9 protein-coding genes are annotated in these 13,139 nt (G+C 71.8%); 8 read left to right on the top strand and 1 reads right to left on the bottom strand.

Going from position 1 to position 13,139, the window contains the following annotated elements; translation table 11 throughout:
* The first annotated feature begins 11 nt into the window (after positions 1–11).
* The 7 genes from RPX00_RS37795 to RPX00_RS37765 all read left to right on the top strand — a co-directional run bounded on the left by RPX00_RS37795 (position 12) and on the right by RPX00_RS37765 (position 10,715).
* Positions 12–953: an ABC transporter permease gene (locus RPX00_RS37795; protein WP_406632700.1), complete on the top strand. Its 942-nt coding sequence runs from the start codon at positions 12–14 to the stop codon at positions 951–953.
* Positions 950–2,776 (top strand): dipeptide/oligopeptide/nickel ABC transporter permease/ATP-binding protein, encoded by a 1,827-nt coding sequence (locus tag RPX00_RS37790; RefSeq protein ID WP_406632698.1) that lies wholly within the window; start codon positions 950–952, stop codon positions 2,774–2,776. Before RPX00_RS37795 ends, RPX00_RS37790 begins: the two co-directional genes overlap by 4 nt.
* Positions 2,773–3,588: an ABC transporter ATP-binding protein gene (locus tag RPX00_RS37785; protein WP_406632696.1), complete on the top strand. Its 816-nt coding sequence runs from the start codon at positions 2,773–2,775 to the stop codon at positions 3,586–3,588. Before RPX00_RS37790 ends, RPX00_RS37785 begins: the two co-directional genes overlap by 4 nt.
* Before the next feature lie 81 nt (positions 3,589–3,669).
* A complete protein-coding gene (locus RPX00_RS37780; protein ID WP_406632693.1) occupies positions 3,670–4,176 on the top strand; it encodes a TetR/AcrR family transcriptional regulator in 507 nt (168 codons plus the stop codon).
* A gap of 271 nt (positions 4,177–4,447) precedes the next feature.
* The gene (locus RPX00_RS37775) at positions 4,448–9,262 is read left to right on the top strand and encodes an RHS repeat-associated core domain-containing protein (protein ID WP_406632691.1); all 4,815 of its coding nucleotides are present in this window, start codon (positions 4,448–4,450) and stop codon (positions 9,260–9,262) included.
* Positions 9,263–9,443: 181 nt separating this feature from the next.
* A complete protein-coding gene (locus tag RPX00_RS37770; RefSeq protein WP_406632689.1) occupies positions 9,444–10,175 on the top strand; it encodes an alpha/beta fold hydrolase in 732 nt (243 codons plus the stop codon).
* 36 nt (positions 10,176–10,211) lie between these two features.
* The gene (locus RPX00_RS37765) at positions 10,212–10,715 is read left to right on the top strand and encodes a hypothetical protein (RefSeq protein ID WP_406632686.1); all 504 of its coding nucleotides are present in this window, start codon (positions 10,212–10,214) and stop codon (positions 10,713–10,715) included.
* 102 nt (positions 10,716–10,817) lie between these two features.
* Here RPX00_RS37765 and RPX00_RS37760 read toward each other — a convergent pair whose 3' ends face one another.
* Positions 10,818–12,032, bottom strand: a complete 1,215-nt coding sequence (locus RPX00_RS37760; RefSeq protein WP_406632684.1) for an FAD-dependent oxidoreductase — start codon at positions 12,030–12,032, stop codon at positions 10,818–10,820.
* Between the two features lie 85 nt (positions 12,033–12,117).
* On the opposite strand from RPX00_RS37760, the gene RPX00_RS37755 reads away from it, so the two are divergent.
* Positions 12,118–13,119: a helix-turn-helix transcriptional regulator gene (locus RPX00_RS37755; RefSeq protein ID WP_406632682.1), complete on the top strand. Its 1,002-nt coding sequence runs from the start codon at positions 12,118–12,120 to the stop codon at positions 13,117–13,119.
* Positions 13,120–13,139: the final 20 nt, after the last annotated feature.

The raw sequence follows: 13,139 nt of genomic DNA, 5'->3' as shown, positions 1-13,139 counted from the left end.
GGAGCCGGAACATGCTCACATTCATCGTCAAACGCCTGGTCTCCGGGATCCTGCTGCTCGTGCTCGTCACCAGCGGCACGTTCTTCCTGGCGCACACGGCGGTGGGGGACCCGACCGCCGGGCTGCTCGGCAATAGCGCGACCCCCGCCCAGCAGGCCGCGTTGCGCGCCCAGATCGGGTACGACCGGCCGCTGCTCGTCCAGTTCTGGGACTGGCTGTCGCACGCCGCCACCGGAGATTTTGGGACTTCCTGGCGGAATTTCCAGCCGGTCGGCGAGCAGATCGCGTTGCGGATGCCGGTGACGCTGTCGGTCGTCATCGCCGCGACGCTGCTCGCGGCGATCCTCGGCGTGCTCGTCGGGGTGATCTGCGGCCTGCGTCCCGGCGGCGTCGTCGACCGCGTGCTGAAGCTCGCGTCGGTGGTGCTGTTCGCGCTGCCCGGGTTCTGGGTCAGCCTCGTGCTGGTCACCTGGTTCGCGATCCAGCTGCAGTGGTTCCCCGCGGTCGGCTACGTGTCGCCGGACCAGTCGTTCGTAGGCTGGCTGCGGTCGATCGCGCTGCCGTCGATCTCGCTGTCGCTCGGCGCGATCGTGATGATCGCCGAACAACTGCGCAACGGCTTCCTGCAGGTCGCCAACCAGGACTTCGTCCGGACGCTGCGGGCGCGCGGCCTGTCCTCGCGCCGGGTCACGACGCACGTGCTGCGCAACGCTTCGCCGTCCGCGCTGACGGTGCTGGCGCTGATGTTCGTCGGCCTGCTCGGCGGCGCGGTGGTCGTGGAGATCGTCTTCAACCTCCCGGGGATCGGCAGCCTGACGCAGTCGGCGTCGCAGATCGGCGACATCCCGGTGCTGCTCGGCCTGACCGCGGTGACCGTCGTGTTCGTCGTGATCGTCAACTTCCTGCTCGACCTCGTGCTCGGGTGGGTCAACCCGAAGGTGCGCGACCGATGACCGCTGCCCCGTTCCCCGCCACGCTCGCCCCGGTGAAGCGGATTTCCCTGCTGCGCCGGTACTTCCGCCGCCCGGTCGGCGTCGTCGCGCTGGTCGTGTTCGCGCTGGTCGTGCTGGCCGCGGTGTTCGCGCCGTGGCTGGCCCCCTACGACCCGAACCACGTCGACTTCGCGCTCACCCACGCCGAACCCGGCAACGGGCACCTGCTCGGCGGCGACTCCGCCGGACGCGACATCCTGAGCCGGCTGCTCTACGGCGCGCGGACCACGCTGTACGGCGGCGTGATCACCTGCGTCACCGGGATCGTGCTCGGCGTCCCGACCGGCGTGGTCGCCGGGTACTTCGGCGGCGCGACCGACCGGATCTGCTCGTGGATCAGCGACGCGCTGCAGTCGGTGCCCGGGATGATCGTGCTGCTGGTCGTCGCGGCGGGCACCGGCCAGGACTTCACCGTGCTGATGATCGCGCTCGGCGTGTTCCTCTCGCCCGGCTACTACCGGATCACCCGCGCCCGCGCGCTGACCGTTCGCCGGGAGCCGTACATCGACGCGGCGCGCGTGGCCGGCGTCGGCACGCTGCGGATCCTGCGCACGCACCTGCTGCGCGCGGTGTACGCGCCGATCATCGTGCAGACCGCGCTCACCGCCGGGCTCGCCATCGGCATGCAGGCCGGTCTGCAGTTCCTCGGCATCGGCTCGGCGTCGACGCCCAGCTGGGGCCAGACGATGAACGACGGCTTCCTGAACATGCTGACGTACCCGCTGATCCTGCTGTGGCCATCGATCGCGCTGGGCGTGACCATCGCGGCGCTGGCGTTCATCGGCTCGACGCTCGCCGACCTGGTCAGCGTCCGCGCCGAACAGCCTACGCGGCGCGGCCGGGCACGCGTGCGGGAAGCGCTGGCAGCTCCTTCGCCGGACGCCTTGGGCAATGACGGCGCTTCGGGCGCGCACGAGCACGCGGCGGCGGACTGCGCGCTGCGGATCGAGAACCTGCGCGTCGGGTACGCGACAGACAAGGGCGTCAAAGAGGTCGTGCGCGGGGTGTCGCTGGACGCGGCTCCCGGCGAGGTGCTCGGGATCGTCGGCGAATCCGGGTCGGGCAAGACGCAGACGGTGTTCTCAGTGCTCGACCTCCTGCCACCGGGCGGGACCGGGGTCGCGGACGGCATCTGGGTCGGCGGCCGTGAGGTCGGGAAAGCCGCGGAGCGCGCGAAACTGCTCGGCCGCGAGATCGGGTACGTGCCGCAGGAACCGATGACGAACCTCGACCCGTGCTACCCGATCGGGCACCAGCTCGTCGAACCGCTGCGTCGCGTGCACGGGCTGGACAAGGCCGCGGCGAAGAAGCGGGCGCGCGAGGTGCTGGTGCGCGTCGGCCTCACCGACCCGGACCGGGTCATGGCCAGCTACCCGCACCAGATCTCCGGCGGGATGGCGCAGCGCGTGCTGATCGCCGGCGCGGTGGCCGGGCGGCCGTCGCTGCTGGTCGCCGACGAGCCGACGACCGCGCTGGACGTCACGGTGCAGGCCGAGGTGCTGGAGCTGCTGCGCGAACTGCAGGCCGAGTACGGGATGGCGCTGGTGATCGTCACGCACAACTTCGGCGTCGTCGCGGACATCTGCGACCGCGTCGTGGTGATGAAGGACGGCCGGATCGTGGAAACCGGCCCGGTGGACCAGATCTTCCGCGCGCCGGAGGACCCCTACACCGCCGAGCTGATCAGCGCGTCGCTCGACGACACCGAAGGACGGGACGAATTGGACCAGGCCTGGGAACGGCGCGGGCTCGCCCACGCGGCCGGAGAGGAGGCCGGACGATGACGGCTCCGCTGCTCGCGATCGAGGACCTGGTGGTCGACTACCGGCTCAGCCGCCGGGTGCGCTTCCGGGCCCTGAAAGGGATTTCGCTCGACGTCGGGCCGGGCGAATGCGTCGGGCTGGTCGGCGAGAGCGGGTCGGGGAAGTCCACTGTGGGCAAAGCCGTGCTCGGACTCGCCGCGCCGGTGTCCGGCCGGATCACCTTCGACGGCGAGGACATCACGCACGCGCGCGGTGCGGTCCGGCGGCGGCTGGCCAGTGACATCCAGGTGGTGTTCCAGGACCCGTACGGTTCGCTGGACCCGACCATGACCGTCGGGGAAGTCCTGGCGGAACCGCTGGTCGTGGCCGGAACGTCGCGGACGGCGGCCCGCTCGGTGGTGGCGGACATGCTGGACCGGGTGCGGCTGCCCGCCGACGCGGTGCACCGGTACCCGGGCGAGTTCTCCGGCGGGCAGCGGCAGCGGATCGCGATCGCGCGGGCGCTGGTCCGGCGGCCGCGGCTGATCGTGTGCGACGAGCCGGTGAGCGCGCTCGACCTGACCACGCAGGCGACGATCCTCGATCTCTTCCTGGACCTGCAGCGGGAGACCGGGGTGTCCTATCTGTTCGTGTCGCACGACCTGGGCGTCGTGCACCGGATCTGCCATCGGGTTTCGGTGCTGTACCAGGGAGAGATCGTCGAATCCGGTCTGACGGCGACGGTCACCCGCACGCCGGAGCATCCGTACACGCAGCGGCTGCTGCTGGCCGCGCCGGTGGCGGACCCGGCCCGGCAGGCGGAACGCCGGGCCGCCCGGCTCGGGCTCGGGTGACGATTCCGGGGCCCGCCGCCCCGAATCGGCACCCGCAGGGTCACCTCCGCAGCGCGAGAATACGAGTTAGAGTCTGTAACCATGCCTAAGGTCATCGATCACGATCAGCGACGACGGGAGATCGTCGAGGTCGCCAAGAAGCTGATCATCGAAGGCGGGTTCGAAGCCGCCACGATGCGCAGCATCGTCACCGCGGCCGGGTTCGCGAACGGTGCCCTCAAGCACTACTTCCCCAGCAAGGACAGCATCATCGCGGCGACGTTCGAGAGCGTGCTGCAGGAGACGTCGCAGCGGATGTCCGAACTGGACCCTTCGCTCGGCCCGATGGAGTCGCTGCGCGGGTTCGTCGAGGCGGCGATTCCGTTCGACGAGCACCAGATCGCGTCGGCGCGGGTGCTGCTCGTGCTGTGGGAGCACTCGGTCGCGAACCCGGATCTCGCCCGGCAGTACCGGGATCTGCTGACCAGCTGGCGGGCCGAGCTGACCACGCGGATCGCCGCCGCCCGGGGGAAGGGGAGGAGCCCGACGCGCCCGCGATCACGGTGCTGGCGGACGAAATCGTCGCGGTGTCCATCGGGGCCAACGTGACCAGCCTGATGCATCCGGTCGGGAAGGTCGCCGGGCGGTATCGCGCCTACATCGACGGGCTGATGGCCAGGGTCGCTCTCTGAACCCGCGCTCGGGGAGTCCACTGCTAACGTCGGATGCCAGCGAGGGACGAGCCGAGGGGGCTTCTTGAGCAATCCGCTGATTGCGCCGACGCAGGATTCGACGACGGCGTATTCCGGGATCAGCCTTCTCGAGGGCGCGGCGGGACTGAAAGAGGCGATCAGAAGGCGGGTCGTGGGCGTCGGCCGCGATGGGGGCGGTCGGGGTCGCGCTGGACGCGCTCTCGATGGCGCTCGACCCGTTCGGCGCGATCCTCGCGGCCGGGGTCGCCTGGCTGATGGAGCACGTGGGTCCGCTGAAGGAAGCGCTCAACGCGCTCACCGGCGACGCGGACCAGATCAAGGCCCAAGCCGAGACCTGGACGAACGTCGCGAAGGAACTCGAGTCAATCGGCGCCGACCTCACCGAGCAGGTCGAACGGGATCTGCAGTCCTGGGCCGGCGAGGCGGCCGACGCCTACCGCGAGCGGACCAAGGACGTCGCCAACCTGCTGGGCGCGGCGCAGAAGGGCACCGAGGGCGCGGCGTCCGGGGTGAAGACCGCGGGCGAGGTGGTCGCCGCGGTGCGGATGCTGGTGCGCGACATCATCGCGCAACTGGTCGGGCACATGATCAGCTGGGCGCTGCAGGTCCTGCTGACGGCAGGCATCGGCCTGGCGTGGGTCGTGCCGCAGGTCGCCGCGGCGGTCGCCAAGACCGCAGCGCAGATCGCGAAGCTCACGACCCGCCTGGTGCAGGCGCTCAAGGCGTTGGTGCCGCTGCTGAAGAAGGCCGGGACGCTGTTCGGCGACGCCGCCAAGTCCCTGAAGGGCCTCAAGGGCGGCAAGCCGCCCGCCGCGCCGAAGCCCAAGGACATCTCGACGCCGAAGGGCTCCCCAGGAGGGAAGGGCGGCGGCAAGGCCGACGAGTCCACCACCGCGTCCTCGGCGGCTCCGCCCCCGCCGCACCGGAGCGACCCACCGCCTCCTCCGCCGAAGGGCGACTCCTCGCCGGGCGGCGGCCACGGCGGCGGCCCGGTGCCGCCGCCCGCTTCCCGCGGGATGCAGCCCCCGCCGCCGGTGCCGAAGAAACCCCCGGCCGCGCAACCGAAATCGCCGCCGCCGCTGAAGGACCAGGGCCCCAACCCGCGCTCGCCGGAGAACGTGCGCTGCGAGAAGGACCCGATCGACGTCTCGACCGGGCAGATGATCCTCGCCGAGGTCGACGCCGAGTTCCTCGGCACGCTGCCGCTGCGGCTGGAACGCACGCATTTCTCCGGTTTCCGCACCGGCGGGCTGTTCGGCGCGAGCTGGATGTCCACTGTGGACCAGCGGCTGGAGGTGCACGACGCGGGCGTCAGCCTCGCCGTCGCGGACGGCACCGTGGCCCACTACGCGCATCCGCGGGTCGGCGAGTGGATCGTCGCCGAACAGGGCCCGCTGCGCCCGCTGACCCGGCTGGACGACGGCGGGTACCTGGTGGAAGACCAGGTGACGGCCCTCGCCATGCGGTTCTCCGGGGACACCGGCGCGCTGCTCTCGCTCAGCGACCGGCACGGCCGCCGCGTCGACTTCCTGCGCGACGCCGACGGAACCCCGGTGGAGCTGCGGCACAGCGCCGGGTACCGCGTGCGCGTGACCACGTCCGGCGGCCGCGTCACCGCCTACCATTCGGTCGGCGCCGGTCCGGACGTCGAACTCGCCCGGTTCGGCTACACCGACGGCCAGCTCACCGAGGTGGTCAACCCGTCCGGCGCGGCCATGCGCTACGAGTACGACGACGCGGGCCGGATCGTGTCGTGGACCGACCGCAACGGCGAGTGGTACCGATACCACTACGACGCCGACGGCCGCGTCGTGCGCACCGAGGGCTCGGGCGGATTCCTCACCGGCACCATGGAGTACGACCGGGACAACCGGATTACCCGGTCGGTCGATTCACTGGGCCAAACCACGGAGTTCCGGTTCAACGAGGCCGGTCAGGTGATCGCCGAGACCGACCCGCTCGGCCGCACGACCCGCTACGAATGGGACGTCCGCGACCGGCTCCTCAGCGAGACCGATCCGCTGGGCCGCACCACTTCCTACACCTACGACAGCCTCGGCGAACTGCTGTCGGTCACCGCCCCGGACGGCGCCCGCACCACCTACGAGCGCAACGAGTTCGGCTTGCCGGTGTCGATGACCGGACCGTCCGGCCAGGTCAAGCGGTGGGAGTACGACGAGTCCGGCAACCTGCTGCGCGAGACCGAACCGGACGGCGCGACCGTCACCAGCACGTACGACGACCGCGGGGTCCTGACGTCGGTGACCGACGCGCTCGGGGCGACCACGCGGATCGAGTCCGACGAGAGCGGGCTCCCGGTCGCGGTCACCGACGCGCGCGGGGGCACGACCCGCTACGACCGGGACCGCTTCGGCCGGATCGTCTCGATCACCACCCCGGCGGGCACGCAGGACCAGTTCGGGTACACAGTGGACGGTCGGCTCGTCTGGCACCGGGACGCCGACGGCGCGCTCGAGAGGTGGACCTACGACGGCGAGGGGAACGCCCGCACCCACACCGACGCCGGGGCGGGGGTCAGCACCGGCGAATACACCCACTTCGACCTGCTCGCCGCGGAGAACCGCGCGGACGGCAGCCGGGTCTCGTTCGGCTACGACACCGAGCGCAGGCTCGTCTCGGTCACCAACGAGCAGGGCCTCGTCTGGAGCCACGAGTACGACGCCGCCGGATATCTGGTGCGGGAGACCGATTTCGGCGGCGTGACCGTGCGGTACCGCTACGACGCGGCCGGACAGCTGATCGAGCGGACCGACCCGGCGGGCACCTCGACGTACCGCTACGACCTGGCCGGGAACATCGTCGAGCAGACCGTCGGCGACGTGACCACGCGCTTCAGCTACGACCCCGACGACCGGATCACCGGCGCGGACGACGGGCGCACCAAGGTCACCCTGGAACGCGACGCCGCCGGACGCGTCGTCGCCGAGACGGTGAACGGCCGCACGACCCGGTCGGCCTACGACGCGGCCGGACGCCGGATCTGGCGGCGGACGCCGTCCGGCGCGGAAAGCACGTGGGAGTACGAAGCCGGCGAACCGGCGGCGCTGCACGCGGGCGGGCGCACGCTGCGCTTCGACCGGGACCCGGCGGGCCGGGAGGTCCGGCGGACGCTGGACGGCGGCGTCACGGTCGAGTCCGCCTGGTCGCCCGCGGCGCAGCTGCTCGCGCAGACGATCAGCACCGGCGCCGGGCAACCGGTGCAGGAACGCGCGTACCAGTACCGCCCGGACGGACACCTCGGCGCGCTCCGCGACCGGCTCACCGGACCGCGCGAGTTCACCCTCGACGCGGCCGGCCGCGTCACGGCGGTGCGTTCGCCGCAGTGGACCGAGCGCTACGGCTACGACCCCGCGGGCAACCTCGTCAACGCGTACTGGCCGACCGAAACCGAGCGGCACGCGGTCGGCGGACGGATGTTCCGCGGCAACGTCGTCGACGGCGCGGGCGCGGTCCGTTACGTCCACGACGAACGCGGGCGCATGGTCCGGCGGGAGGCTCCCGGCGCGGTCTGGCAGTTCTCGTGGAATCCCGGCGACCAGCTCACCGACGTGCTGACCCCGGACGGCACCCGCTGGCACTACACGTACGACCCGTTCGGCCGCCGGATCGCCAAGGAGCACTTCGCCGCGGACGGCGTCTCGCTGCTCGAGCGGATCGATTTCACCTGGGACGACCGCGTCCTGGTGGAACAGGCCGCGCGCGGCCGGGTCACCGCGTGGGACTACGAGCCGGACAGCTTCCGCCCGCTGCTGCAACGGGAACTGGCTCCGCGCGAGCCGGTCGACGAGCAGTTCAACCTGATCGTGGCGGACCTCTCGGGAGCCCCGGCGGAACTGGTGGCCCCGGACGGCCGCGTGACCTGGTACGCGCGCACCGGTCTGTGGGGCACGGCCGTGCAGGAGACCGCGGCCGGCGCCAGCACGCCGCTGCGGTTCCAAGGCCAGTACTACGACGCCGAAACCGGGCTGCACTACAACCTCGCGCGTTACTACGACCCGGCGCTGGCCCGCTATCTCAGCCCGGACCCGATCGGCCTCGACGGCGGCTCCCACGAGTACGCCTTCGCGGGCAACCCGCACGCGTACACCGACCCGTACGGGCTCGCCCCGCAGTCGTGCACCGGGACCACGCCCTCGGGCGCCGGGCCCTCGGGCACCACCACGCGAGGCCGGCCGAATCTCCGGATCAACACCGACCTGCCCATTCACGGGCCCGCCTGGTACGAGAAGATGTCGCCCGGGGGCAAGTACGGGGCGAAGAAGCTGGACAAGAAAACGGGCAAGATGGTGCCCAAGTACAGCAACCGCACCGCGGCGGGCTACGTCAACCCCGACCACATGCACGGCAACATGATCCCGCTCTGGGCGAAGGCGGCGAAGTCGCCGCTGCCTCCCGAACTGAAGCACCTGGACAAGGACAATCTCGGCCAGCTGAGCCGGACTGACCAGACGAAGCTGAAGAACTGGCTGAGCCATCCGGACCGGCGGTTCGACACGAAACAGCCCGGCGAGTCGTACACCGGCCAGCCGGGCAACGAGATCAAGGGGCACAGCAAGAGCAAGAACCCCGCGTTCAAGAACGACCCCGACCGGCAGGGCGGCGTGCTCGGGCACGACACCGCGGCGGGCACCGACTGGAACAAGAACGGGATGAAGCGGCCGCGCCAGGACAACCTCGAGCACAACAACCAGACCGACACCTACCACGGCATCGAGTCCGCGGGCCGTTCGTCGGGCAGCGGGTCGAAAGAGGACCGGTACGAAGCCCCCGGACCGAACAACCACGGGCTGCCCGAGTACTGGAACCGGGACAACCCGAGGTTCAAGGACCAGGGCGGGCCGTGGCCTTCCTACAAGGAAGGCGAGTGGACGCCCGCCGCGCCGACCACGCCCACCGCGCCGAAGCTGCCGGACCCGCCCGCTCCCGACGGACGGCCCGCCAAGCGCCCGAGGCTCGATTAGGCGGGGCGCGTCGTCCTCGCTGGTTCGCCTACGCGATCCCGGCCGGATCGCGTAGGCGCGGGCCGGGGATTTTCGCCGGGATCGGCCGGGCGCATCTCGACGGCCCGGCCGGTGCGCGGCCGTTTCCCGGCCGTTCGGCACCGGCCTGGACCGGACGGCAGGTTTTGTCTACGCTTGGAGAATGACAACCGCGTTCCCGGTCACCCGCACGCTGTCCGTCCGTCCCGCGGCCGGGCCTCCGGTCGTGCTGATCCACGGTTTCGCGTCCTCGGCCGCGGCGGACTGGCCCGCCGAGTGCTGGGCCGACCCGCTGGCGGCCGCCGGGCGGGAGACGATCGTGGTGCACCTGCCCGGTCATCCCGGCGGTCCGAAGGTTGCCGAGGCGGGGGAAGTCACCGCCGCCCGGGTCGTCGACGCGCTGGCCGAATGCGCGGGCACGGAGGAGGTCGACGTCGTCGGCTACTCGCTCGGCGCGCGGCTCGCCTGGGATCTCGCCCGGCATCCGCGGACGTCGGTGCGCCGCCTCGTTCTCGGCGGGCTGAGCCCGCGGGAACCGTTCGCCGCGGTCGATCTCGCCGCCGCGCGGGCGGCTGTCCAAGGAGGACCGTCGCCCGCCGATCCGCTTACCGGCGCGATCACCGCCATGGCGAGCGCGGGGGACGCGGAGTCGCTGCTGAACCTCGTCGAGGGCCTGGCAGCCGAGCCGTTCGATCCGAGTGCGGGCGTCCCGGCCGTCCCGACGCTGTTTCTCGCCGGACGCGAAGACCTGATGGCGCACGGCATCGAGGAGTTGGCCGCGCGGGTGCCGGGCGCGCTGATGCGCCAGGTCGCGGGCGATCACCGCGGCGCGCTCGTCGGAGTGGAATTGCGCGAGGCAGTGCTCGACTTCCTCGGCGCGCCGGACGCGGCCTGACCGGCGAAACGGCCGCGTCCGTGCCAGCCTGTGCTGGTGACGACCTTGGCCCAGCTTCGCAGAACCGCCCTGTCCTACCCCGAAACGGCCGAGCTGACCGTCGACGGCACGGTCGCGTTCGCCGTGCGGGGCAAGGAATTCGCCGCCCTGCGCCCGGATCGGCAGGTCGTGCTCCGGATGACCGGGCCCGACGCGGACGAACTGCGCGCGGAACACCCGACCGCGCGCCGGGTCGCCCGCGCCGGGGTGCGGCTGCCGATCGGGGACCTCGACGGACAGCAGCTGAACCACTGGGTCCGGCGGGCGTGGCTGGCCCGCGCGCCGAAGCGGCTGGCCGCCCCGGTAGCCGCGGCGGCCACGGCGATAGCGGGCGAAGTCGGCGACCTGCCCAGGGCGATCGGGAGCCCCGCCACGCGTGCCCTCCACGCGGCGGGGATCACGACCCTCGCGCACACCGCCGAGCGGACCGACGCGGAACTCCTCGCACTGCACGGCGTCGGCCCGAAGGCGGTGCGGATTCTTCGCGAGGCTCAAGGCTGACCCGCCGCGGAATTTGAGCCGGCGGAGGGGCTATCGCGGTGTGCACACGCCGTTCCGGCGGCCTTGAGCGGGCAGAGCACGCGACCGGCTCTGCCCGTCAAGTCAGCGACGCAGCCGAGCCGCCGCTGCCAGGATCGGCGTGGCCGCGGCGGTAGCGGCGGCGCCCAGAGCGGTGTCGGTGGCGAGGATCCACCGGACGGTCTTCATCGCCAACGTCAGCACCTCGCTGCCACGCTGGCGCATCTCGGCCTCGAACCGTCCGACGGCAGCGGTGCTGTCGTCTTCGGACAGGTGCCGCACCAGGCTCGCGGCGTCGCGAATCGCCGCGCCCGCGCCCATTCCAGCAGTGGGCGGGGTGGCGTGGACGGCGTCGCCGAGTGCGGTGATCCGGCCGGCGGGCCACGGTGCGAGATCGGCGGCCCGAGTGGAGGCGGCGTTGAAGCGGAACGCGGCGACGCTCTGCGGATCGGCCTTGGCGATGACCTCGAGGGTGTGCTCGGCCCAGCGTCGTTTGCGGAAGGTGGCCAGGATCGCGGCCTGCAGTTCGCCGCCGCGGAGGGTGCGCAGGGTTTCGGTCGCGGCGGATTCGGGGAGCATCGCGCCCCAGATATAGGTCGGGCCGGTGGTGACGGACATCCGGAGTTCGGGGGCGTCGAGCGCGGCATTGCCTACTGGGTCAAGGAAACCGACGTACAGCGCCGCACCGTGCGGTGCGATCGCGGTGCCGGAGCGAGATCGCAGCCGTTCCTGCTCGGGCAGGCTCAGGTCGCGGCGGAGGGTGCGGCCGGAGAATCCGATGATGCCCGCCGGACGGTTCGTCGGACCGCCGGCGAGGTGTCGGGCGACCACCGAGTGGGCCCCGTCCGCGCCCACCACCAGGTCGGCCGAGACCGGTGCGCCGTCGGCGAAGAGGACCTGGGGGCCGTCGCTGCTGACGCCGGAGACGGCGCGTCCCAGGTGCAGGTCGTCACCGACCGCTTCGGCGAGCAGCGTGCGCAAGGTGATCCGGTCGACGTCCACACTGCCGCTGGCGCTCAAGTCCGGTCCGTGGCCGAGAAGCCGGCCGCGCCGGTCCCAGAACGCGTCGCGCTCGCGGAGCCGGAGCGCTGACCCCGAGGCCAGCAGCCGCTGCATGATCTTCGGTTCCACCAGCTCTGCCAACGCCGACTGCGCCCGGTCGTCCAAGGTGATGTGGTAGCCGCCCGTCGCCGCCACGTCTGTGTCGCGGTCGTACACCGCCACGTCGAACCCTCGGCCGCGCAATCCCGCGCCCAGCGCGAGCCCGCCAATTCCGCCGCCGACTACAACCACCCGCATGCTTGCCTGTCCTTCCGTTCTTTCAGGAACGGAACCCACCCTGCCCTGGGTAGTGGACACCGAGTGGCCAGTACACAATGGAACGATGGCGAACACCTCGCACCGGGCGCTCCGGCTGCTGTCCCTGCTCGGCGCCGGACGGGTGTGGCCGCTGCGCGAACTCGCCGCCCGGCTCGAGACCAGCGAACGCACCGTCCGCCGCGACATCGAAACCCTGCGCGGGCTCGACTACTCGATCGAAACCGTCCACGGCCCCGACGGCGGCTACCGTCTCGGAGCCGGAAACACGTTGCCGCCCTTGCTGTTCGACCACGACCAGGCCCTCGCGGTCGCCGTCGCGTTGCAAACCGCACCCAGCACGATGTTCGGCCTCGGCGACGACGCCTCGCGCGCCCTGGCGACCCTGCACCAGGTCATGCCGCCGGAACTGCGCGCGTCGATGGAATCCCTGCGCCTGACCCGATTGCGGAACTACTGGGAATTCCCCGGGCCGCCCATCGACCCGGCCGCACTGACCGCGGTCGGGACCGCCGTACGGCACCGCCGCCTGCTCGTCGCCGAGTTCCTGCGCCCGGACGGCACCCGGCCGGACCCCGCCGACGCCGATTTCCAGCCCGCGCACCAGATCGAGCCGCACCACCTCGTCGTGTGGGCCGCGCGGTGGTACCTGGTCGCCTACGACCGCACCGACCGCCAATGGCGAGTGCACCGCGTCGACCGGCTGCGTCCGCGTCCGACCACCCAGGTCTTCCGCGCTCGCGAGCTTCCCGCCGAAGACCTGGCGCAGTTCGTGATGAGCACCCACGACCGCGGCGACACCCCGGCGGAGTGGCCGTGCACCGGCTCCGCGCGGCTGGACCTGCCCGCGCACGTCGTGGCCCGCTGGGCGCCGGGCGGCTCGGTGGTGGAACACCTCGACGCCGAGCACGCGCGGCTCACGCTCGGGGCGTGGTCGTGGGCCGGGATCGCGGGCATCCTGGCCACTTTCGACACCGAGCTGACCGACGTCCGCCCGCCGGAACTTGTCGCGGCCTGCGGTCGTCTTGCGCAGCGGTGGACCACGATCGTTGAAGCCGCGACCTGCTAGCGTTGCCGTTGTGGTGCAGA

It is taken from the genome of Amycolatopsis sp. WGS_07 (assembly GCF_045278895.1).
Lineage (GTDB): Bacteria > Actinomycetota > Actinomycetes > Mycobacteriales > Pseudonocardiaceae > Amycolatopsis.
Note: the sequence above shows the minus strand (reverse complement) of the source record. Positions and strands in the feature narration are given on the sequence as shown.

Excerpts from the sequence above, each read along its gene's own strand:
- RPX00_RS37795 (WP_406632700.1), top strand. The coding sequence starts at position 12 with ATGCTCACATTCATCGTCAAACGCCTGGTCTCCGGGATCCTGCTGCTC.
- RPX00_RS37790 (WP_406632698.1), top strand. The coding sequence starts at position 950 with ATGACCGCTGCCCCGTTCCCCGCCACGCTCGCCCCGGTGAAGCGGATT.
- RPX00_RS37785 (WP_406632696.1), top strand. The coding sequence starts at position 2,773 with ATGACGGCTCCGCTGCTCGCGATCGAGGACCTGGTGGTCGACTACCGG.
- RPX00_RS37780 (WP_406632693.1), top strand. The coding sequence starts at position 3,670 with ATGCCTAAGGTCATCGATCACGATCAGCGACGACGGGAGATCGTCGAG.
- RPX00_RS37775 (WP_406632691.1), top strand. The coding sequence starts at position 4,448 with ATGGGGGCGGTCGGGGTCGCGCTGGACGCGCTCTCGATGGCGCTCGAC.
- RPX00_RS37770 (WP_406632689.1), top strand. The coding sequence starts at position 9,444 with ATGACAACCGCGTTCCCGGTCACCCGCACGCTGTCCGTCCGTCCCGCG.
- RPX00_RS37760 (WP_406632684.1), bottom strand. The coding sequence starts at position 12,032 with ATGCGGGTGGTTGTAGTCGGCGGCGGAATTGGCGGGCTCGCGCTGGGC.
- RPX00_RS37755 (WP_406632682.1), top strand. The coding sequence starts at position 12,118 with ATGGCGAACACCTCGCACCGGGCGCTCCGGCTGCTGTCCCTGCTCGGC.